Source organism: Streptococcus mitis (assembly GCF_002096755.1).
Lineage (GTDB): Bacteria > Bacillota > Bacilli > Lactobacillales > Streptococcaceae > Streptococcus > Streptococcus mitis_AC.
In genome coordinates this window covers 18,120-39,118 of record NZ_NCVF01000015.1, presented here as the reverse complement: position 1 = coordinate 39,118, position 20,999 = coordinate 18,120, and the positions used below count along the sequence as shown (strand labels likewise).

The 20,999-nt window shown below is 39.1% G+C and carries 21 protein-coding genes and 1 pseudogene; 13 read left to right on the top strand and 9 right to left on the bottom strand.

What is annotated here, in order from left to right; genetic code table 11:
- Positions 1–3: 3 nt before the first annotated feature.
- Together B7700_RS00490 and B7700_RS00485 are read right to left on the bottom strand one after the other, a co-directional pair.
- A pseudogene (locus B7700_RS00490) lies at positions 4–516 on the bottom strand (transposase); the annotation flags it as partial.
- Between the two features lie 191 nt (positions 517–707).
- On the bottom strand, positions 708–1,721 hold the full coding sequence (locus B7700_RS00485; protein ID WP_084886417.1) for a lactonase family protein: 1,014 nt from the start codon (positions 1,719–1,721) through the stop codon (positions 708–710).
- 176 nt (positions 1,722–1,897) lie between these two features.
- Here B7700_RS00485 and B7700_RS00480 point away from each other — a divergent pair, with 176 nt between their 5' ends.
- From B7700_RS00480 to B7700_RS00455, 6 genes are all read left to right on the top strand, one after another.
- Positions 1,898–3,904, top strand: a complete 2,007-nt coding sequence (locus B7700_RS00480; RefSeq protein WP_084886414.1) for a peptide ABC transporter substrate-binding protein — start codon at positions 1,898–1,900, stop codon at positions 3,902–3,904.
- A gap of 117 nt (positions 3,905–4,021) precedes the next feature.
- Positions 4,022–5,188, top strand: coding sequence for an AI-2E family transporter (locus B7700_RS00475; RefSeq protein WP_084886411.1), 1,167 nt, complete (start codon positions 4,022–4,024; stop codon positions 5,186–5,188).
- Entirely contained in the window at positions 5,178–6,407 is a 1,230-nt protein-coding gene (locus B7700_RS00470) for a tetratricopeptide repeat protein (protein ID WP_192855637.1), read from the top strand. Before B7700_RS00475 ends, B7700_RS00470 begins: the two co-directional genes overlap by 11 nt.
- Positions 6,408–6,547: 140 nt before the next feature.
- Entirely contained in the window at positions 6,548–7,189 is a 642-nt protein-coding gene (locus B7700_RS00465; protein ID WP_084886407.1) for an amino acid ABC transporter permease, read from the top strand.
- A gap of 9 nt (positions 7,190–7,198) precedes the next feature.
- Positions 7,199–7,828 carry an amino acid ABC transporter ATP-binding protein gene (locus B7700_RS00460; protein WP_084886404.1) on the top strand — a complete coding sequence of 210 codons (630 nt, stop codon included), beginning with the start codon at positions 7,199–7,201 and terminating at the stop codon, positions 7,826–7,828.
- Between the two features lie 9 nt (positions 7,829–7,837).
- Positions 7,838–8,677, top strand: coding sequence for an amino acid ABC transporter substrate-binding protein (locus B7700_RS00455; RefSeq protein WP_084886401.1), 840 nt, complete (start codon positions 7,838–7,840; stop codon positions 8,675–8,677).
- A 60-nt stretch (positions 8,678–8,737) separates the two neighbouring features.
- Here the strand turns inward: B7700_RS00455 and lysS are convergent, their stop codons facing one another.
- From lysS to B7700_RS00430, 5 genes are all read right to left on the bottom strand, one after another.
- Positions 8,738–10,228 carry a lysine--tRNA ligase gene (gene lysS, locus B7700_RS00450; protein WP_020902752.1) on the bottom strand — a complete coding sequence of 497 codons (1,491 nt, stop codon included), beginning with the start codon at positions 10,226–10,228 and terminating at the stop codon, positions 8,738–8,740.
- Positions 10,229–10,365: 137 nt separating this feature from the next.
- Positions 10,366–10,983 carry a histidine phosphatase family protein gene (locus B7700_RS00445; RefSeq protein WP_049547266.1) on the bottom strand — a complete coding sequence of 206 codons (618 nt, stop codon included), beginning with the start codon at positions 10,981–10,983 and terminating at the stop codon, positions 10,366–10,368.
- Positions 10,983–11,465 carry an aminoacyl-tRNA deacylase gene (locus B7700_RS00440; protein ID WP_049500383.1) on the bottom strand — a complete coding sequence of 161 codons (483 nt, stop codon included), beginning with the start codon at positions 11,463–11,465 and terminating at the stop codon, positions 10,983–10,985. The genes B7700_RS00445 and B7700_RS00440 overlap by 1 nt, the downstream gene beginning before the upstream one ends.
- A complete protein-coding gene (locus B7700_RS00435) occupies positions 11,465–12,307 on the bottom strand; it encodes a DUF368 domain-containing protein (RefSeq protein WP_004256605.1) in 843 nt (280 codons plus the stop codon). The genes B7700_RS00440 and B7700_RS00435 overlap by 1 nt, the downstream gene beginning before the upstream one ends.
- 94 nt (positions 12,308–12,401) lie before the next feature.
- Positions 12,402–13,202, bottom strand: coding sequence for a GH25 family lysozyme (locus B7700_RS00430; RefSeq protein ID WP_045611862.1), 801 nt, complete (start codon positions 13,200–13,202; stop codon positions 12,402–12,404).
- 154 nt (positions 13,203–13,356) lie between these two features.
- Here B7700_RS00430 and glmU point away from each other — a divergent pair, with 154 nt between their 5' ends.
- The 7 genes from glmU to B7700_RS00395 all read left to right on the top strand — a co-directional run bounded on the left by glmU (position 13,357) and on the right by B7700_RS00395 (position 19,352).
- Positions 13,357–14,736 (top strand): bifunctional UDP-N-acetylglucosamine diphosphorylase/glucosamine-1-phosphate N-acetyltransferase GlmU, encoded by a 1,380-nt coding sequence (glmU, locus tag B7700_RS00425; RefSeq protein ID WP_084886399.1) that lies wholly within the window; start codon positions 13,357–13,359, stop codon positions 14,734–14,736.
- A gap of 9 nt (positions 14,737–14,745) precedes the next feature.
- A complete protein-coding gene (locus B7700_RS00420) occupies positions 14,746–15,291 on the top strand; it encodes an NUDIX hydrolase (protein ID WP_084886395.1) in 546 nt (181 codons plus the stop codon).
- An 11-nt stretch (positions 15,292–15,302) separates the two neighbouring features.
- Entirely contained in the window at positions 15,303–15,614 is a 312-nt protein-coding gene (macP, locus tag B7700_RS00415; RefSeq protein ID WP_000517861.1) for a cell wall synthase accessory phosphoprotein MacP, read from the top strand.
- Between the two features lie 16 nt (positions 15,615–15,630).
- Entirely contained in the window at positions 15,631–16,323 is a 693-nt protein-coding gene (locus tag B7700_RS00410) for a 5'-methylthioadenosine/adenosylhomocysteine nucleosidase (RefSeq protein WP_084886393.1), read from the top strand.
- A 76-nt stretch (positions 16,324–16,399) separates the two neighbouring features.
- Positions 16,400–16,891: a chromosome segregation protein RocS gene (gene rocS / locus B7700_RS00405; protein ID WP_000021242.1), complete on the top strand. Its 492-nt coding sequence runs from the start codon at positions 16,400–16,402 to the stop codon at positions 16,889–16,891.
- A gap of 98 nt (positions 16,892–16,989) precedes the next feature.
- Positions 16,990–17,580 carry a 3'-5' exonuclease gene (locus B7700_RS00400; protein WP_084886390.1) on the top strand — a complete coding sequence of 197 codons (591 nt, stop codon included), beginning with the start codon at positions 16,990–16,992 and terminating at the stop codon, positions 17,578–17,580.
- 8 nt (positions 17,581–17,588) lie between these two features.
- A complete protein-coding gene (locus B7700_RS00395) occupies positions 17,589–19,352 on the top strand; it encodes a glycerophosphoryl diester phosphodiesterase membrane domain-containing protein (protein ID WP_142358588.1) in 1,764 nt (587 codons plus the stop codon).
- Positions 19,353–19,424: 72 nt separating this feature from the next.
- Here B7700_RS00395 and B7700_RS00390 read toward each other — a convergent pair whose 3' ends face one another.
- Positions 19,425–19,724, bottom strand: coding sequence for a YbaB/EbfC family nucleoid-associated protein (locus B7700_RS00390; RefSeq protein WP_000981526.1), 300 nt, complete (start codon positions 19,722–19,724; stop codon positions 19,425–19,427).
- A gap of 221 nt (positions 19,725–19,945) precedes the next feature.
- Positions 19,946–20,998 (bottom strand): DUF6287 domain-containing protein, encoded by a 1,053-nt coding sequence (locus tag B7700_RS00385; RefSeq protein ID WP_049500389.1) that lies wholly within the window; start codon positions 20,996–20,998, stop codon positions 19,946–19,948.
- Position 20,999: the final 1 nt, after the last annotated feature.

Genomic DNA, 20,999 nt, shown 5'->3' with positions numbered 1-20,999 from the left:
AAGCTAAGCTCGAGAAAGGACAAAATTCGTCCTTTCTTTTTTGATGTTCAGAGCAATAAAAATCCGTTTTTTGAAGTTTTCAAAGTTCCGAAATCCAAAGGCATTGCGTTTGATGAGTTTAATGAGATTATTCGTTGCTTCTAATTTGGCGTTTGAATAGGGTAGTTGAAGGGCATTGACAATCTTCTCTTTATCTTTGAGGAAGGTTTTAAAGACAGTCTGAAAAAGAGGATGAACCTGCTGCAGATTGTCCTCAATGAGTCCGAAAAATTTGTCAGGCTTCTTGTCCTGAAAGTGAAACAGCAAGAGTTGATAGAGATGGTAGTGGTGTTTCAAGTCTTTTGAATAGCCCAAAAGCTTGTCTAAAATCTCTTTATTCGTCAAGTGCATACGAAAAGTAGGATGATAAAAACGTTTATCGCTTATTTTCCGACTATCTTGTTGGATGAGTTTCCAGTAGCGCTTGATAGCCTTGTATTCATGAGACTTTCGATGAAATTGATTCATAATTTGGATATTGAGGTCTTTGATATCTAGCAGTTTTGTGATAAAATGTAATTGTTCCATATGATTCTTTCTAATGATAGTTTGGTCGCTTTTCATTATAGATGATATGGGACTTCTTTTCTACAACAAAATAGGCTCCATAATATCCATAGGGGATTTACCCACTACAAATATTATAGAGCCCGTTTTTTTATGTTTTCTTAAGGGGCAAAACTGATGCAGACTGCTTCTGGGACATGAAAGTCATTAGAAAGTTCTGCTAGACGTCCAGTTTCAGAATTGCGTTTAAAGACGGTTGCATTGTCAGAGTCTTGATGGACAGCAATGACAAATTCTTGGTCTGGTGTCAAATCAAAATCACGTGGAGTCTGACCATGTGTCGGAACGATTTCTAACAACTCTAAGCTACCGTCCGCAAGGATTGTATATACTACGATAGAATCATGACCACGGTTAGAGGCGTAGAGGTATTTACCATCTTTAGAGAGACGAATGGCAGCAGTACCATTAAATCCTTCGTAACCGTCTGGTAGAGTTGAAATGACTTGCATGCGTTCAAATTCACCAACACCATCGTAGATTAGAACCTCGATAGTGCTATTGAGTTCACAAATGAGATAAGCGATTTTATAATGGTTATGAAAAATAATATGGCGTGAGCCTGCTCCTGGCTGGCTATGATAGGTATAGAGCTTAGATAATTTTCCTTCTGGATCAAGATCATAAGTAATTACTTGGTCAGTACCCAAGTCGCAGGTCACTAGATAGTGGTCAGGTGTTAAATCTGTATAGTGAACATGTGGAGAAGCTTGATTTTCATGTGGACCTTGGCCACTGTGTTGATCAACATCACTAAGTAGAAGACGACCATCTTCCTGACGTTTATAAACAAGGACCTGTCCCTTGTGGTAGTTTGCCGCGTAAACCAAATCACGCTCTTCATCAACGGCAACATAACAGTGGGGGGCTCCCTCTTCAACGACGTGATTTAATAAGGTACCATTAGTTTGATAGCCTGCAATTCCACCCTTATCGTCTTGACTACCAACAGTGTATAAATGTTGGTGCTGGTCAAAGGCAAGGTAGGTTGGACTTGGCTCAGTAGCAAAAAGTTCTAGGTTTGAAAGCTGACCAGTTTCTGTATCAAAGTTTGCTTTGTAAATCCCTTGGGAAGTCCGACGTGTATAAGTTCCAAAATAAACAGTTTCTTTCATAACTTTACCTCTATATAAAGATAAGACTATTATATCACAAAAATGGAAGTATGAAGAAATCAAGATTAGCAAGAGCTTTACCTAATTCTTTTGATGATAATATTAGAAATGTTTTCATTGATTTACTTAATAAAAGTGCTATAATAATCTTATACAAATTGCAAAGGAGTTTGTTTATGAAAAAACGTGTTTTCTTAGCAGCAGGAGTTGCTGTACTCTCGGCAGCAGTGCTAGTAGCGTGTTCATCTGGTAATGGTAATAAAGAAGCAACTAAACCAGCAACTAAACCAGCAACTAAACCAGTTACTTATGCCTATGTATTCTCATTAGATCCTGTTACTTTGGATTATACAGTTTCTGGTAATGTCGGCACTAAACAGATTACAGGTAATGTTATTGATGGATTACTAGAAAATGACCAATATGGGAATCTGGTCCCATCAGTTGCAGAAGATTGGACTGTTTCCAAAGATGGTTTGACCTATACCTATAAAATCCGTCAGGGTGTCAAGTGGTATACCAATGAGGGAGAGGAGTATGCTGAAGTTAAGGCTCAGGATTTTGTAACTGGTCTGAAGCATGCAGCTGATAAGAAATCACAGGCTCTCTATTTGGTACAGGATTCTATCAAAGGATTGGATGACTATGTAAATGGGAAAACAACAGATTTCTCAACCGTAGGCGTGAAAGCAACAGATGATTATACTGTTGTTTATACTTTGAACCATCCAGAATCTTTCTGGAATTCAAAAACAACAATGGGAGTTCTTGCTCCCGTGAGTGGAGATTTTTTGGCATCTAAAGGAGATGATTTTGGTAAGGCTACTGATGTAACGAGTATACTATACAATGGGGCATATCTTCTTAAGGGGCTTACTTCGAAATCTTCTATCGAAATGACCAAAAACCAAAATTATTGGGATAAGCAGAATGTCTTTATTGATGATATCAAGTTATCCTTCTTTGATGGTCAAGATGCAGACTCTCTAGGACGCGGTTTTGATGAGGGACATTATCCAGCTGCTCCACTCTTTAAAAACTCTGCCAACTATGAACGTCTAAAAGAAAAGTACAAGGATAATATTGTATATGGTCAACAAAGAGGTGGCGTATTCTATATGTCTACTAATATTGATCGTGTGTCATACAATCATACTGCTAAAACAAGTGATGTAGAAAAATCCTCTACTAAGAAAGCACTTTTAAACAAAGATTTCCGTCAAGCCTTGGCATTTGCTGCAGATCGTAAAGCAGCTGTTTCTCAGGTGTTTGGGGATGAAGTGGCGCCTCGTAAATTACGTACAAGTTTCACTCCTCCAACATTTGTACAAGTTGGAGACCAATCGTTTGGTCAAGTAACTAAGATAGAATTGGATAAATTGGATAATGTCTGGAAAGATGTCAGTCTTGATGATGCGCAAGATTCACTTCATAACGTAGACAAGGCTAAAGCTAAGTTTGAATCTGCTAAGAAAACTCTTCAAGCTGATGGAGTACAGTTTCCGATTCATTTAGATCTTCCAGTTTCATCGACTCAGACAGATTTTATCCATCAAGCTCAGTCTTATAAACAATCCATTGAAGAATCCTTGGGCTCTGAAAATGTAGTTGTTGACATTCAACAGGTTTCTGATGATGAATTGGGAAACATGACTGTTCTAGCAACATCAAATAATAATGTTGATTGGGACATTAATGTTAATAGTGGTTGGAGTCCGGATTATGCAGATCCATCAACTTATCTAGATGTATTTGATCCAACTTCAGGTCCAAGTCTCCTCGGCTCTCTTGGTGTAGCACCAGGAACAGACAATCCAGCCATTAAAACAGTTGGATTGGATAAATACAAAGGATTGATTGATGATGCAAATAGTGAAAAAACAGATCTGCAAAAACGTTATTCTAAATATGCTAAGGCGCAAGCTTGGTTAACAGATAGTGCTCTAGTTATTCCTGTACACTCAGACGGTGCCCAAATGTTAGTAACGAAGAAAGTACTAGGTAGTGGTGCTGATGGTTGGATTGGTGATAAAACAGGAGATAACAGTTATAAATATCTTAAACTCCAAGATAAGATTGTCACTTCCAAAGAAATGGATGAGTTCCGCAAGAAATTTGCTGATGAAAAAGGCAAATCCAATGCTGATTATCAGAAGAACTTAGACCGTCATATTCAAGACTAATCGAATCTCCTCTTTTGAGGGGATTTTTTATGTCGCTGTCTCCATGTAAGCACTTTAAAAAAGAGTTATTTTGACTTAAAAATGGTATAATGAGAGAACAAAAGAAAGGAAGTATTTATGGAGCAAAAAGAGAAACATTTTAGCCTATCTTGGTTTTTCAAGTGGTTTTTGGATAACAAGGCAATTACGGTATTTTTGGTAACTTTATTATTGGGACTGAATCTTTTTATTTTAAGTAAGATTAGTTTCTTATTTTCACCTGTTTTAGATTTCTTGGCAGTTGTGATGTTGCCAGTCATTCTATCTGGTTTACTATACTATTTATTGAATCCTATTGTTGATTGGTTGGAGAAGCATAATGTTAATCGTGTCATCGCAATCAGTATTGTCTTTGTGATTATCGCCATCTTTATCATTTGGGGATTGGCAGTAGCTATTCCAAATTTGCAACGTCAGATTTTAAGTTTTGCAAGGAATGTTCCAGTCTACCTAGAAGATGCTGACAGGGTTATTGATGATCTGGTCACCAAGCGTTTACCAGATGATTTCAGACCTCAGTTAGAACAAGTTTTGGCAAACTTCTCAAGTCAGGCTACAGTTTGGGCAAGTAAGGTTTCATCTCAGGCAGTCAACTGGGTGAGTGCATTTATTAGCGGGGCTTCTCAAGTGATTGTTGCCTTGATTATCGTTCCTTTCATGCTCTTTTATCTCTTGCGTGATGGGAAAGGATTGCGTAACTATTTGACCCAATTCATGCCAACGAAATTGAAAGAACCTGTTGGACAAGTTTTATCAGATGTGAATCAGCAGTTGTCTAATTATGTTAGAGGACAAGTAACAGTGGCTATTATTGTTGCGGTAATGTTTATGATTTTCTTTAAAATCATTGGTCTACGCTATGCGGTTACGCTGGGTGTTACTGCTGGTATCTTAAATCTGGTTCCTTATTTGGGTAGCTTCTTAGCCATGCTTCCTGCCCTAGTATTGGGCTTGATTGCTGGGCCAGTCATGCTTTTGAAAGTAGTGATTGTCTTTATCGTAGAACAAACTATTGAAGGCCGTTTTGTCTCTCCATTGATTTTGGGAAGTCAATTAAACATCCATCCCATTAATGTTCTCTTTGTTTTGTTAACTTCAGGATCCATGTTTGGTATCTGGGGAGTCTTGCTCGGTATTCCAGTTTATGCCTCTGCTAAGGTTGTCATTTCAGCGATTTTTGAATGGTATAAGGTAGTCAGTGGCCTATATGAACTAGAAGGAGAGGAAGCTAAGAGTGAACAATAGTCAACAGATGTTACAGGCTTTGGAGGAGCAAGATTTAACCAAGGCTGAGCACTATTTCGTCAAAGCTTTAGAAAATGATCCAAGTGACCTTCTGTATGAGTTAGCCACTTATTTAGAAGGGATTGGTTTTTATCCTCAGGCCAAGGAAATTTACTTGAAAATTGTAGAAGATTTTCCAGAGGTTAATCTTAATCTAGCAGCTATTGCTAGCGAGGATGGTCAAATTGAAGAAGCCTTTGCCTATCTTGAGGAAATCAAATCTGACAGTGACTGGTATGTGTCGGCTTTGGCTCTTAAAGCAGACCTTTACCAGATGGAAGGTTTGACAGATGTGGCGCGTGAGAAATTATTGGAGGCCTTGACTTACTCAGAAGATCCTCTCTTGATATTGGGCTTGGCAGAGTTGGATAGTGAGTTGGAAAATTACCAAGAAGCTATTCAAGGCTATGCCCAGTTAGATAATCGTACTATTTATGAGCAAACAGGCATTTCTACCTATCAACGAATTGGCTTTGCCTATGCACAGTTGGGGAAATTTGAAACGGCTACAGAGTTTTTAGAAAAAGCCCTGGAGTTAGAATACGATGACCTAACAGCTTTTGAGTTGGCCAGTCTTTACTTTGATCAAGAAGAATACCAAAAAGCTGTCCTCTATTTTAAGCAGCTTGATACCATTTCTCCTGACTTTGAAGGCTATGAATATGGTTATAGTCAGGCCTTACATAAGGAACATCAAGTTCAAGAAGCCCTACGTATCGCTAAGCAAGGCTTAGAGAAAAATCCCTTTGAAACTCGCCTCTTGCTAGCTGCTTCACAATTCTCTTATGAATTGCATGATGCCAGTAGTGCAGAAAACTACCTCCTTACTGCTAAAGCAGACGCTGAGGATACAGAAGAAATCTTACTCCGTCTAGCTACTATTTATCTAGAGCAGGAGCGTTATGAAGATATTCTAGCCTTACAAAGTAATGAGCCAGAGAATCTTTTGACCAAGTGGATGATTGCTCGTTCTTATCAAGAGATGGACGATTTGGATACTGCCTATGAGCATTACCAAGAGTTGGCAGGAGATTTGAAAGACAATCCAGAATTTCTAGAACACTATATCTATCTCTTACGTGAACTGGGCTACTTTGAGGAAGCAAAAGTCAATGCGCAAGCTTACTTAAAACTGGTTCCAGATGATGTGCAAATGCAAGAACTATTTGAGAGATTGTAAGAATATATTTTTAAAAACTGTATCTAATCATTTTTGATAGATATAGTTTTTCTTTTTCAAAGAGAATTTTTTTACAAAAATTCTTGGTTATTTTGTTTATTTATGCTATAATAGGAACAATTATTTTTAGGAGGTGCAGTATGTCTTATTTGTTTGAGATATTACCAAGTTTATTGAGCGGTGCAAGTATGACTTTGCAGGTTTTTGCACTGGTCTTGATTTTTTCTATTCCCTTGGGCGTTTTGATTGCCTTTGCCTTGCAAGTCCATTGGAAGCCCCTCCATCATCTGATTAACATTTATATCTGGATTATGCGGGGTACACCCTTGCTCTTGCAATTAATCTTTATCTATTATGTGCTGCCAAGTATTGGGATTCGTTTGGACCGTCTTCCTGCGGCTATCATTGCCTTTGTGTTGAATTATGCGGCTTACTTTGCTGAAATCTTTCGTGGGGGGATTGATACCATTCCTAAGGGGCAATATGAGGCTGCTAAGGTCTTGAAGTTTAGCCCTTTTGCCATAGTGCGCTATATTATCTTACCACAGGTGACCAAGATTGTTCTTCCTAGTGTATTTAACGAAGTCATGAGTTTGGTCAAGGATACCTCTCTGGTTTATGCTCTAGGTATTTCAGACCTTATCTTGGCGAGTCGAACAGCTGCCAACCGTGATGCTAGTCTGGTCCCAATGTTCTTGGCAGGAGCCATTTACTTGATTTTGATTGGTATTGTGACCATTCTTGCCAAAAAAGTTGAGAAGAAGTACAGTTACTATAGATAGGAGGCTGCCATGTTAGAATTACGAAATATTAATAAAGGCTTTGGTGAAAAGCAAATTTTATCTAATTTCAGTCTAAAAATTCCTGAAAAGCAAATCCTAGCCATCGTTGGGCCTTCTGGTGGAGGTAAGACAACCCTCTTACGTATGCTTGCAGGTCTTGAAACCATTGATTCAGGGCAAATCTTTTATAATGGAGAACCTTTAGAACTGGATGAACTGGAGAAGCGGAATCTACTGGGATTTGTCTTCCAAGATTTTCAACTGTTCCCTCATTTATCAGTTCTAGATAATTTGACCTTATCTCCTGTAAAAACCATGGGAATGAAGCAGGATGAGGCTGAGCAGAAGGCGCGAGGGCTTTTGGAACAGTTAGGACTGGCTAGCCATGCAGAAGCCTATCCCTTCTCACTATCTGGTGGTCAAAAGCAGCGGGTGGCCTTTGCGCGTGCTATGATGATTGACCCAGAAATTATTGGCTACGATGAACCAACTTCTGCACTTGATCCAGAATTGCGCTTGGAAGTGGAAAAACTGATCTTGCAAAATAGGGAACTTGGCATGACGCAGATTGTGGTTACCCACGATTTACAATTCGCTGAAAATATCGCAGATCAGATTCTCAAGGTTGAACCCAAGTAGGAGGTGCCAATGACTAATAAGAAAATTGCTTTAGTATTGGTTTCGCTCCTGACTCTCTTTTTAACGGCTTGTACTCAGAAGGCTAGTGATCCAAAGCAGGATAACTGGAATAAATATCAAGAGCAGGGGACCATTACTATTGGTTTTGACAATACCTTTGTACCCATGGGTTTTGAAGAAAAGAATGGCCAATATACAGGCTTTGATATTGACTTAGCACAAGCTGTCTCTGAAAAATTAGGTTTTAAGGTTCAATTTCAACCAATCGACTGGGATATGAAGGAGACAGAACTGCAAAATGGAACCATTGATGCCATCTGGAATGGCTATTCTGCCACTGATGAACGCCGAGAAAAGGTTGCCTTTAGCATTCCATATATGGAAAATCAGCAAGTTCTGGTTGCGAAGAAAGGCCAGCAGATTCATTCGGTAGAGGATATGAAGGATAAGACCTTGGGAGCCCAAGCCGGTTCCTCTGGTTATTTGGATTTTGCAGCCCAGCCAGATTTACTGAAAAATCGTGTAAAAGACCAGAAGGCTAATCAGTACCAGAGTTTCAATGAGGCCTTGATTGATTTGAAAAATGACCGGATTGATGCTTTGTTGATTGACCGAGTGTATGCTAATTACTATCTCCAGTCTGAAGGTATATTAAGTGACTACAATGTCTTTTCAGCAGGATTTGAAAGTGAATCCTTTGCAGTCGGAGTTAGACCAGCAGACAAGAGATTACTACAAGCTTTAAACCAAGCCTTTGTTCAACTGTACAAAGAAGGGAAGTTCCAAGAAATTAGCCAAAAATGGTTTGGAGAAGATGTAGCAACCAAAGAAGTGAAAAGTAGAGATTGAGTTTTCCTCAATCTCTTTTTGCATCGAAAAATCCCCTGACAAGAGCCAGAGGATAAGTGATTATTTCATTGTTGGGAAGAGCAATACGTCACGGATAGTTGTTGTATCAGTAAGGAGCATGCAGAGACGGTCGATACCGATTCCCAAACCACCTGTTGGTGGCATACCGTATTCAAGAGCTTCGATGTAGTCATAGTCGATGCCGGTTGCTTCATCGTCACCAAGTTCTTTAGCTTTAGCTTGGGCTTCAAAACGGCTAAGTTGGTCGATTGGGTCGTTCAACTCAGTAAAGGCATTACCGTACTCCTTAGTCATGATGAAGAGCTCGAAACGGTCAGTAAAGCGTTCGTCTTCAGGATTTTTCTTAGCGAGCGGAGATACAGCTACTGGATGTCCATAGACAAAGGTTGGTTGGATCAAAGTTTCTTCAACAAACTCTTCAAAGAAGGCATTGATAATGTGACCAACTTCAGTATAGTGTTTTTCAACTGGAACTTTCTTCTCAGCAGCGATAGCTTTGGCTTCCTCGAAAGTCATGTCTTGCCAGAAATCGACACCAGTAATTTCTTTGATAGCATCCACCATATGAACACGTTTAAATGGCTCGTTAATCTTGATTTCAGTACCTTGATAGTTGACTGGACCATCGCCTTTGACTGATTTAGCAGCGTGTTGGATAATGCCTTCCGTCAAGTCCATGATATCTTGGAAGTCTGCATAAGCTTGGTAAACTTCGATAGAAGTGAACTCAGGGTTATGAGTAGCGTCCATTCCTTCGTTACGGAAGATACGGCCAATTTCGTAGACGCGTTCCATACCACCGACGATAAGGCGTTTCAAGTGAAGCTCAGTTGCGATACGAAGCACCATATCAATGTTTTGGGCATTGTGGTGGGTGATAAATGGACGGGCTGCCGCACCACCAGCTTCGTTGTGAAGAACAGGTGTTTCCACTTCAAGGAAACCTTTTTGATCAAGGTAACGACGGATTTCAGAAATGATTTTTGAACGAGTGACAAAGCGCTCAAAGCTTTCACGGTTAGAAATCAAGTCAAGGTAACGTTTACGGTAAATTGTTTCAACGTCTGTCAAACCGTGGAATTTCTCAGGGAGTGGGCGAAGTGCTTTAGACAAGTGAGTGATGTGAGTAGCTTTGATAGAGAGTTCTCCCATATCTGTACGCATCACTTCACCTTCGACACCAAGGAAGTCACCAAGGTCTGCTTTTTTGAAGATTTCATAGTTTTCTTCACCGACAGCATCCTTACGAACGTAAATCTGGATTTGACCTTCGCGGTCTTGAAGGTGGGCAAAACCTACTTTACCTTTACCACGTTTGGTTACCAAGCGTCCTGCGATAGTAGCTGTTTCGTTTTTATCATGTAATTGTTCTTTATCGAGGTCGGCATATTTATCTTTTAATTCTTGTGAATTTGCAGTGCGTTCAAAGCGTTTTCCGAAAGGATCGATTCCTTGTTCACGAAGCGCAGCCATTTTTTCACGGCGAACGATCTGCTGGTCATTTAGTTCTTCCATATGTTCTGTTGACATGGGATCCTCCTAGTTTTACTCAAAATTGAATACGATGAGTCATTTTTTGCGATACTCCCATTTTATCATAAATAGCCAAGAAATTCACGGATAATCTTTCAAAACTAAAAAGAACTTGACGCTAAAATCAAGTTCTGTTATTGATAGGAAGTATCATTCCAAGTATCGAGAGTAAATGTTTCAAAATCATGGGTTTCTAGAATGGTCAGGCTGGCATTTGCTAGACCGCCATCTTTACGAAGAAGAGGTTCTTTATAACCTAGGAGAGTACGAAGACTAGCAGTAAGATTAGCGCCGTGACCGACAATTAGAATACGCTCAGCTGGACTATCTTTTAATGATTTGATAAATTGGATGGTCCGTTGCGTGGTGCTATAGAGGGATTCGGCTCCAAACATTTGAGTGTCAAATTGAGCAAGATTAGATCGAAAAGCTTTGATTTGTTGCGGGTAAATAGCTTCCAAGGTTGCGATTTTCAAACCTTCTAACTTCCCCAGCTGCCATTCACGGAGATTAGAAACACTTTCTAAAGGACAGGGTGTCTTGAGTTGACTTTGGATAATCTCAGCAGATTTGACCGCTCGAGGTAAATCACTTGAATAAATCTGATCGAAAGGAACATCCTTGAGATACTGCCCTAGTTGTTTTAGGGTGTCAATAGATTCAGGAAGAAGGGGAGAATCTCCGCTAGCACCTTGAAAGCGTCCTTCTTGGTTCCAGACTGTACGACCGTGGCGGACAAAGTAGAGTTTCATTACTTACTGTCCTCCAAGATATCTGCAAAGTCAGCTTTTACAAAGCTAGCCAAGTCTTGTGGTGCGACGATAATGCTGTGACCAACTTCTCCAGCAGAGACAATCATTTGATCCAAGTCTAGAGCGATCTTATCGATAAAAATGGGGTAATTGTGTTTCTGACGAATTCCGACAGGATTATTGGCTCCATGAATGTAACCAGTTGTTTTTTCCAAATCCTTTTGGGGAATCATGCTCACTTTTTTATTGCCAGAAATTTTAGCTAGTTTCTTTTCAGACAAGTGTTGAGTGATAGGGACAATTCCGATAATCGGTCCTGTTTTATCTCCCAAAAGAGCCAAGGTTTTGAAAATCTGATCTCGTTCATAATCTTGAGGAAGTTCTCCTTCAAGGGCATTGATTTGAATCCCTTGATGTGGGATACCTGCTTTAGACAGGATTTGTTCCACCAATGTTTTTTTGATTTTTACTTTTTTTGCCATTATTTATATTTATCCTCCAATTGACTCATCCAAATACCAAGCCAGATTCCCAGAGCAAAGAAGAAGGCGATGATGACATACCCAACAAGAGAAATACCAGTGTATTGGATACTTTCAGCGTTTCCTGCATTCGGAATCAAGATCAAAAGAGTACTTGATAGGACGATACCGATGATGAAATGATAGACGCGTGAGTGATAGTTGTTTAAGGCATAATCCATCAATTTTGAAAAAATGATGAGAGTTGCACCTGCCCCGATTCCAATCGGGAAGAAGGTTCCCAAGAGGTCAAAGGTTTTAAAACCAGTCAACATAGGAGCATAGAGACCCAAAATCAAAAGGAGATTTGATGGACTGAGGCCAGGAACTAATACGCCAAGAGCCAGCAGTGCACCAGCTAGGACGAAATTAAGAAAGCTGGCACTTAAGGTTCCAACAACAAAATTTAAGGCATAGAGACCTAGTCCAGAAATGATAAAGGTTGCCCAGAACCAAGCTAAATCAATCTTGTCTCGGTCAGATTCTCGAGTTGATTCTTTGAGAAGGCTAGGAACTGTACCAATGATGGCACCTGCAAAGCTCCATAAGACAAAGACCTGATAATTTTCAAGCAGGTATTCAATCGGGTAGGAAAATAAGCCGATTCCCAGAAGCATACCGATGGCAACTGGAATAAAGTACAAAACATTTTCTTTAAAGTCTTTAAAGGGATGGGCCAGAAAGCCAATCATTCGTTCATAAATTCCTAAGATTGCTGCTAGAACCCCTCCGGAAATTCCCGGTAGAATAAATCCAAGAGCAATGACAATCCCTTTAATAACACGTGCTAACCATGAGAGCATATTTTTCCTCCAACTATTTCTATTTCAAAAAATCCTTACTATATTGTATCACAATCAAACACAAAAATAAAAAGCAAATGATAAACAAATGCTTTTAAGGTTTTAAAAAGAGTTTTCTAAAGGTTTCTTCTTTGTTTTTTAAGGAAGAGATAACGTTGATATCTAAATCGTGGTCAAAACCAGCAATTTTTCCTTTAGAAGTGTACTGGTGGATGTCGTAATCTAAATCAGTTTTTGGAGTTGCCTCGTAAAATCCTGAGTCAGAGCCATAGGAAGGAATCCAAACAGACGTAAACTTGTCTGTATCAATACTGTGTTCTTCCATGAAGTAGACCCCAACGTAGATACCTATGTTTTTAGCACCTAGTGATTCTAGTTTTGCACGAAAGGCTTCAACACCTTCGTTCATATTGGACATGGTTTTATCTTCCACATCTAGCCAATAGTAGCTAGGACTGTATGGCGAAGAGGCGTTATAGAATACCTCAGCAGCCTTTTCCATTTCCTGGACATTTTTTCCAGCTACATAGGCATAGACACCAACTGGGACATTTCGTTTTTGGAACTCAGTGATATGGGTTTTAAAGGCCTTATCAACACCATTAACATAGGAAGCATCGTTCTCTTTGGACGTTTGAGCACCACTATGGACGCGAACAATAGCTCCAGAAATGTTTTGGGAGAGAGTATCGTAATTAATTTCCTCAGGACGTTGCCAACCAGAAACATCAATTACCGGTTTATCTATATTATGTAGCGCTTGTGTCTCTACTTGCGCGATATTTGACTTTGTTTTTACAGGATGGTCCTCAAAACGAGGGCGATTCAGGATTAAAATGAAAATCATAATCCCAAAAAAACCAAATAAAATAAGCGGATTAATTTTCTTTCTCATATCTCATAATTTTACCCTAAAAATGAAAAAAAATCAAAAAAAATACTCAAAAAATGGGTTAAGAAAGGACTTTAGAGCATTTTTTCATTCAAGGGCGCGGAATGATTTGAAATATGGTATAATAAAAGGGAATTTCTAGAGAAAAGAGAAGATTATGTCAAATTATGCCATTATTTTAGCAGCGGGTAAAGGGACTCGCATGAAATCTGATTTGCCAAAAGTGTTGCACAAGGTTGCGGGTATTTCAATGTTGGAACACGTTTTCCGTAGTGTGGGAGCTATCCAACCTGAAAAGACAGTAACAGTTGTGGGACACAAGGCAGAATTGGTTGAGCAGGTCTTGGCTGGACAGACAGAATTTGTGACTCAATCTGAACAGTTGGGGACTGGCCATGCAGTTATGATGACAGAGCCAATTTTAGAAGGTTTGTCAGGTCACACCTTAGTCATTGCAGGAGATACTCCTTTAATCACAGGTGAAAGCTTGAAAAACTTGATTGATTTCCATATCAATCATAAAAATGTGGCCACTATCTTGACTGCTGAAACGGATAATCCTTTTGGCTATGGACGAATTGTTCGTAATGACAATGCTGAGGTTATTCGCATTGTTGAGCAAAAGGATGCTACAGATTTTGAAAAACAAATCAAGGAAATCAACACTGGAACATATGTTTTTGACAACGAGCGTTTGTTTGAGGCTTTGAAAAATATCAATACCAACAACGCTCAAGGAGAATACTATATTACAGACGTCATTGGTATTTTCCGTGAATCTGGTGAAAAAGTTGGTGCTTATACTTTGAAAGATTTTGATGAGAGTCTTGGAGTAAACGACCGTGTGGCTCTTGCGACTGCTGAGTGGGTTATGCGTCGTCGCATCAATCACCAACACATGGTCAATGGGGTTAGCTTTGTCAATCCAGAAGCAACTTATATCGATATTGATGTTGAGATTGCGCCTGAAGTTCAAATCGAAGCCAACGTTACCTTGAAGGGGCAAACGAAAATTGGTGCTGAGACTGTTTTGACAAATGGAACTTATGTGGTGGATAGCACTATCGGAGCAAGAGCTGTCATTACCAATTCTATGATTGAGGAAAGCAGTGTTGCAGACGGCGTAACTGTCGGACCTTATGCCCACATTCGTCCAGGTTCAAGTCTGGGTGCCCAAGTTCATATTGGTAACTTTGTTGAGGTGAAAGGTTCTTCTATCGGCGAGAATACTAAGGTTGGTCATTTGACTTATATCGGAAACTGTGAAGTGGGTAGCAAGGTTAATTTTGGTGCAGGAACCATTACAGTCAATTATGACGGCAAAAACAAATACAAGACAGTCATTGGAAACAATGTCTTTGTTGGTTCAAATTCAACCATTATTGCCCCAGTTGAGTTAGGTGACAATTCCCTCGTTGGTGCTGGTTCAACTATTACCAAAGACGTGCCATCGGATGCTATTGCTATTGGTCGCGGACGTCAGGTCAATAAAGATGAATATGCAACACGTCTTCCTCACCATCCTAAGAATCAGTAGGAGCCTAGCATGGAATTTGAAGAAAAAACGCTTAGCCGAAAAGAAATCTATCAAGGGCCAATTTTTAAACTGGTTCAAGATCAGGTTGATTTACCAGAAGGCAAAGGAGTTGCCCAACGGGATTTGATTTTCCACAATGGGGCTGTCTGTGTTTTAGCAGTAACGGATGAACAAAAACTCATCTTGGTCAAGCAGTACCGCAAAGCCATTGAGGCTGTCTCTTACGAAATTCCAGCCGGAAAGTTGGAAGTAGGAGAAAACACAGACCCTGTCGCAGCAGCCCTTCGTGAATTAGAGGAAGAAACAGCCTATACAGGGAAATTAGAACTCTTGTACGATTTTTACTCAGCCATTGGCTTTTGTAATGAAAAGTTAAAATTATACCTAGCAAGTGATTTGACGAAAGTGGAAAACCCGCGTCCGCAGGATGAAGATGAGACCTTGGAAGTCCTTGAAGTGAGCTTAGAAGAAGCCAAGAAATTAATCCAAGCAGGTCATATATGTGATGCCAAGACAATTATGGCTGTTCAATACTGGGAATTGCAGAAAAGATAGAGGAGGTCAGTATGGGTAAACCTTTATTAACGGATGAAATGATTGAAAGGGCTAATAGAGGCGAAAAGATTTCAGGTCCCCCTTTGCTAGATGATGAGGAGACAAAAATTTTACCAACCTCTTCTTCCCGTTTTGGTTATGCCAATCCTAAGGATCATGGTTTTAGCCAGGAAACCTTGAAGATTCAGGTCGAACCGTCTATTCATAAAAGCCGTCGCATTGAAAATACCAAGAGAAATGTCTTCAATTCTAAACTGAATAAAATCTTATTTGCAGTCATCTTTCTCTTAATTTTGCTTGTCTTAGCAATGAAACTTTTGTAATAGAAAAGGAATTGAAATGAAAATAGGAATTATTGCGGCTATGCCAGAAGAACTGGCTTATCTGGTCCAGCATTTAGACAATGCCCAGGAGCAAGTTGTTTTAGGCAATACCTATCATACAGGAACCATTGCCTCTCATGAAGTCGTTCTTGTAGAAAGTGGAATTGGTAAGGTCATGTCTGCTATGAGTGTGGCGATTTTGGCTGATCATTTCCAAGTGGATGCTCTAATTAACACGGGATCAGCTGGGGCAGTAGCAGAAGGTATTGCTGTTGGGGATGTTGTGATTGCAGACAAATTAGCCTATCATGACGTGGATGTCACAGCTTTTGGCTATGCTTATGGACAAATGGCGCAACAACCGCTTTATTTCAAATCAGATAAAAACTTTGTTGCCAAAATCCAAGAGAGTTTATCTCAATTGGACCAAAAATGGCATCTTGGTTTGATTGCTACAGGAGATAGTTTTGTTGCAGGAAATGACAAGATAGAAGCGATTAAGTCCCATTTCCCAGATGTTTTAGCCGTGGAGATGGAGGGGGCAGCTATTGCTCAAGCAGCGCATGCCCTTAATCTTCCAGTTTTAGTCATCCGAGCTATGAGTGATAATGCCAACCATGAAGCAAACATCTCTTTTGATGAGTTTATTATCGAAGCTGGACGTCGCTCTGCCCAAGTCTTGTTAGCCTTTTTGAAGGCTTTAGATTAAGCGGAAATTTGACAGTTTTTCTAGCTTATGATAAGATTTAAGTAAAGAAAAGCTAGAAAACGTTTCAGAGGATATTATGAGTATTGAAATGACCGTCAGTGAGATTGCAGAGGTCTTAGGATTATCTCGCCAAGCAATCAATAACCGTGTCAAAGAATTACCAGAAGAAGACACAGATAAAAATGATAAAGGGGTAACAGTCGTTACCAGAAGTGGCTTGATTAAGCTAGAAGAAATCTATAAAAAAACGATTTTTGAAGATGAGCCTGTCAGTGAAGATGTCAAGCAACGTGAACTGATGGAGATTCTGGTTGATGAGAAGAATGCAGAAATTCTTCGTCTTTATGAACAATTAAAAGCCAAGGATCGTCAGTTATCAGAAAAAGACGAGCAGATGCGTATCAAGGACCGTCAGATTGCTGAGAAAGACAAACAACTCGATCAGCAGCAACAATTGACCCTTCAAGCCATGAAGGATCAAGAAAATCTTAAGCTAGAGCTGGACCAAGCAAAAGAAGAAGTCCAATCCACTAAGAAAGGCTTTTTTGCTCGTTTATTTGGAGGATAATCAAGGAGCTGTTTAGGTTAAATGCTAACCTGATGGCTTCTTTTGTTTCTAAATAGTATAGTTGCTCAAGTAAAATAAACGTATGGGAGAAGTATAGAATGGAACGATTAGAAGATTACATTGCTTTCGATTTAGAATTTAATCAGCATGAAGGGCAAACACACTTGATTCAAGTATCGGCAGTGCGTTTTAGAGATGGTCAGGAAATCGACGCCTATGATTCCTATGTCCATACTAGTGTGCCTCTAAAGAGTTTTATCAATGGATTGACGGGGATTACAGCTGAGACCTTAAAAGATGCTCCCCCAGTGGAGGAAGTTATAAAAGAATTCCAAGAGTTTGTGGGTTCTTTGCCGATGATAGGCTACAATGCTGCTAAAAGTGATTTGCCTATTTTAGTGGAGCATGGTTTAGATTACAGCCAACAGTACAAGGTGGATCTGTATGATGAAGCTTTTGAACGTCGCAGTTCGGATTTACATGGTATTGCCAATCTCAAATTGCAAACTGTTGCCTCATTTCTTGGATTTCAAGGTCAGTCTCATAATAGCTTAGAGGATGCTCGGATGACGGCGCGTGTTTACGAGTCCTTCCTAGAGTCAGATCAAGCTAGAGAATTGTTAGAGACAGAAAGTAGCCTATCGAACAATCCTTTTGGAGGCTTAGACTTGTCTCAATTATTTGATTAGGAGTGCCTATGAAACCTGAAAAACCTAAAAATCTAGGTTTTAAGCAGATATACTTTAATCTAGATAAAATACTCTTTCTCTTTTTCTTGACTTTCATGATGATTGAGTTTGTCTGGTTACCGTCCAATTCTTGGATTGCTGGACTTTTGCTCCGTCAGACAGGCTATCTCTTTCTTTCCTACAACAATATTTTTGCCATTATAAAAGGTTCTCCCTTTGTTAGTCTTGCTTTATTTATTCTGGTAATCGTTAATTTACTGATCGCCTATTACCAGATAGGACTTCTCTTTATCGGAGCTCGACACCTCCTCTATCACGAAAGGAGGACCTTGCTGGAGTACAGTCGCAAGGTCTTTCGCCAAAGTTTCTTATTTATGAGACAAGTGACGATTTCCAAAATGGCCTTTATCTTCTTTTATGTCATGATGCTCTTTCCATTGATTCGAAAGATTTTAAAGATTTATTACCTCAATAAAATTGTCATTCCGGATTTTATTGTTGATTATGTGGAAGACAAGTATTGGCTTGTAGGTATAGTGGTTACTATTCTGGCTTTACTTCTGTTTTATATTTCAGTGCGTTTCATGTTTGCCCTATCTCAGCTTTTATTTGAGAAAAAAACAGTCAAAGAAGCAGTCAGATACAGTCTAGAGAAGACAAGAAAGTACTCCTGGTTTTATATCTGGAACTTACTTTGGATTATCGTTAAAACGTATCTATTTTTCATTCTTCTCTTGATTCCAATTTTAGCAAGTCAGGCACTGATGGATGGTTTGACCCATAGGGAATCTCTTGTGCTGGGAATTATCAACTTTGTCTTGATTAAGAATTTCCACTATATGGCCTTGACTTACTTTCTCATTAAGTTTGTTTCCTTTTTGACAGGGGAGGAATTAGAAATCACACCAAGGAGAAAGAAAGACCACTGGATGAGATGGGGAGTGATGGGCTGTGCTTGTATCTTTTTCGCTCTTGAGGGTTATGTTTATTTAGAAGCTCCAGTTTCACATAAACCTTTAATTATCTCTCATCGCGGTGTTTCAGATAAAAATGGTGTTCAAAATACCGTTCAATCACTAGAAAAAACCGCTCAGTTATCTCCAGATTTCGTTGAGACAGATGTTCAGGAAACAAAAGATGGCCAGTTTGTCATGATGCATGATGCCAATATCAAGAATCTGACAGGAGTTAATGCCAATCCTCAGGATCTAACTTTGGATGAATTAACCAAACTTGATATTTCTGAAAATGGCTATCATACCAAGGTATCTAGTTTTGATGACTACCTTAACAAAGCCAATGAATTGCATCAGAAACTTCTTATTGAGATTAAAACCAGTCGAAAAGATAGCCCAGATATGATGAAACGATTTATGGAAAAATATGGCACGGTTCTTAAGCAGAATGGTCACCAAATGCAATCTTTAGACTACCATGTGATTGACCAGGTGTTGGCCTATGACTCACAAATTCCAGTTTATTTCATCCTACCTTACAATAGTATTTTCCCAAGAACTAAGGCTACAGGTTATACCATGGAGTATTCAACTTTAGATGAAAATTTTGTCAACAAGCTTTGGAATACCGATCAGAAATTGTACGTGTGGACCATCAATAGTTCAGAGTCCTTTGATAAATCTGTTCATTTGGGTGCAGACGGCATGATAACGGATGACTTGGAAATGATTCAAGATCAGGTTACCATTGCCCAAGAAGACCCAGAGTATACGGATTTACTGTTCAAACAGGCCATGGAATTCTTTAATTTTTAGTAAGCAAAAAGAGGAACAGTTGTTCCTCCCATGATAGGCAAGTATTCTCTTGAATGCTTGTTTTTCTTATGCTTAGAATGGCAATTTTCCAGCGAAAGCACCTAATTTTTTCTTGGTAGTTTCATCGATTTGTTCAAGAGCAGAGTTGATGGCTTGAACAGTCATATCAGAAAGAGTTTCAAGATCTTCAGGGTCAACGACAGCTGGATTGAAGTCAATGCTGACAACTTTTTTGTCACCTGTTAAGGTAGCTTGAACAAGGTCTTGAGCAGATTTGCCAACAAATTGCATAGCAGCAAGTTCTGCTTGACTTTGTTCCATTTGTTTTTGAAGTTTTTGTGCTTGGCGCATCATGTTTTGCATGTTCATCATGGTGATTTATAGTTTCCTTTTATCTTATTTTCTTTTTTATTTTATCAATTTTAACGTTAAAAGTCTAATCTTTTTCTGAGTGAATTCATCAAGTATCGATAGAAATGTAGATAGAATAAAAATATAGGATAGATATTCTAAGAGCATAAGAATATTTATCCTATATGTGTTTATGAAAAGTTGCTAGATATTTTATGAGCTAGTTTAAGAGTTTACTAACACTATTCTACTTTGTAGAAAAATCCCTCAGTACTGCCATTGATGAGTTGGTGTCCAAACCATAAGCGGTCTTGTGTAATATCAGACGAGTCAGTATAGCCATTATCTGAAGAAGAGGTGACAGACATGGTTATAGGGATTCCTGCTGGTAAAAAGGCAATAGCTGCACCACCAGCACCACCAGCTTTAGGAAGTAAACTTGCTTTAAGATAGCGGTCGGTTTCTTTAGCATATTCAATTGAAACTTTGGAATGATCACTTACCAAGCCATTTTTATCGAAAGTAAATTCAATACCTGTACCATTCCTCCAAGTTCCTATGACACTAGAAAAATCTCCATTTTGAATTGCAGAAATATCCATTCCTTTACTTTCTGATGGAAGGCTTGTTTCTCCATTTATGAGGCTTGTGACAGATTTCCAAGAGAAAGACCTTATGTCAAGGGAAGGTGGTTTTGTCCCCAGTCCCTCTTCTGTATCTGATTCGCTAACTAACTCTAACTGTGTTCTATCCTGATTCAACTTGTATAGTTTAAGTTGGATTTGATTAGTAGATACTCGGGTAGATAATTGGAAATAGCCGTTTTCTAAAGGATTAAAATGAACGCGTTCTCCAATAAAGTCCAGATTATTTTCTGCATTGGTCAGTCGAATAACTTCACCATTTTTAAGAGTTCGAATATCTAATAAATCGTAATAGTTAGAATACGTTTTTAGAGCAATCAAAAGTTCGTCCGTACCGTCTTGGTCTAAATCATACAAGCTATACTGTAATCCATAATATTCGTTAGGATAAGTATTTTTTAAGTTTGCTTTTGAATTGACCTCTGTATGTGAAGCTGGTGAACCATCTAATACTTTGGCATATTCTTTAAGGACAGTATTGTATAGGGTGTAGTCAGTTTTCTTCTCTTCCGATGTGGAAGTAGATGAACTGCTACTAGAAGTAGTTACTTCAGAACTTGCTGAGGGAGTGTTTTCACTCTGATGTTGGCAAGCTGTTAGAAGAGAGATAGTTAAAATACTGGCACTGAATAGAAATAATAATTTTTTCATG

Bases quoted from the DNA above. Each gene is read 5' to 3' on its own strand.
- B7700_RS00430 (WP_045611862.1), bottom strand. From the start codon at position 13,202: ATGAGAAAGAAAATTAATCCGCTTATTTTATTTGGTTTTTTTGGGATT.
- B7700_RS00410 (WP_084886393.1), top strand. From the start codon at position 15,631: ATGAAAATAGGAATTATTGCGGCTATGCCAGAAGAACTGGCTTATCTG.
- B7700_RS00420 (WP_084886395.1), top strand. From the start codon at position 14,746: ATGGAATTTGAAGAAAAAACGCTTAGCCGAAAAGAAATCTATCAAGGG.
- B7700_RS00435 (WP_004256605.1), bottom strand. From the start codon at position 12,307: ATGCTCTCATGGTTAGCACGTGTTATTAAAGGGATTGTCATTGCTCTT.
- B7700_RS00385 (WP_049500389.1), bottom strand. From the start codon at position 20,998: ATGAAAAAATTATTATTTCTATTCAGTGCCAGTATTTTAACTATCTCT.
- B7700_RS00460 (WP_084886404.1), top strand. From the start codon at position 7,199: ATGTTAGAATTACGAAATATTAATAAAGGCTTTGGTGAAAAGCAAATT.
- B7700_RS00455 (WP_084886401.1), top strand. From the start codon at position 7,838: ATGACTAATAAGAAAATTGCTTTAGTATTGGTTTCGCTCCTGACTCTC.
- rocS (WP_000021242.1), top strand. From the start codon at position 16,400: ATGAGTATTGAAATGACCGTCAGTGAGATTGCAGAGGTCTTAGGATTA.
- B7700_RS00475 (WP_084886411.1), top strand. From the start codon at position 4,022: ATGGAGCAAAAAGAGAAACATTTTAGCCTATCTTGGTTTTTCAAGTGG.
- glmU (WP_084886399.1), top strand. From the start codon at position 13,357: ATGTCAAATTATGCCATTATTTTAGCAGCGGGTAAAGGGACTCGCATG.
- B7700_RS00480 (WP_084886414.1), top strand. From the start codon at position 1,898: ATGAAAAAACGTGTTTTCTTAGCAGCAGGAGTTGCTGTACTCTCGGCA.
- B7700_RS00485 (WP_084886417.1), bottom strand. From the start codon at position 1,721: ATGAAAGAAACTGTTTATTTTGGAACTTATACACGTCGGACTTCCCAA.
- macP (WP_000517861.1), top strand. From the start codon at position 15,303: ATGGGTAAACCTTTATTAACGGATGAAATGATTGAAAGGGCTAATAGA.
- lysS (WP_020902752.1), bottom strand. From the start codon at position 10,228: ATGTCAACAGAACATATGGAAGAACTAAATGACCAGCAGATCGTTCGC.
- B7700_RS00395 (WP_142358588.1), top strand. From the start codon at position 17,589: ATGAAACCTGAAAAACCTAAAAATCTAGGTTTTAAGCAGATATACTTT.
- B7700_RS00465 (WP_084886407.1), top strand. From the start codon at position 6,548: ATGTCTTATTTGTTTGAGATATTACCAAGTTTATTGAGCGGTGCAAGT.
- B7700_RS00440 (WP_049500383.1), bottom strand. From the start codon at position 11,465: ATGGCAAAAAAAGTAAAAATCAAAAAAACATTGGTGGAACAAATCCTG.
- B7700_RS00400 (WP_084886390.1), top strand. From the start codon at position 16,990: ATGGAACGATTAGAAGATTACATTGCTTTCGATTTAGAATTTAATCAG.
- B7700_RS00445 (WP_049547266.1), bottom strand. From the start codon at position 10,983: ATGAAACTCTACTTTGTCCGCCACGGTCGTACAGTCTGGAACCAAGAA.
- B7700_RS00390 (WP_000981526.1), bottom strand. From the start codon at position 19,724: ATGATGAACATGCAAAACATGATGCGCCAAGCACAAAAACTTCAAAAA.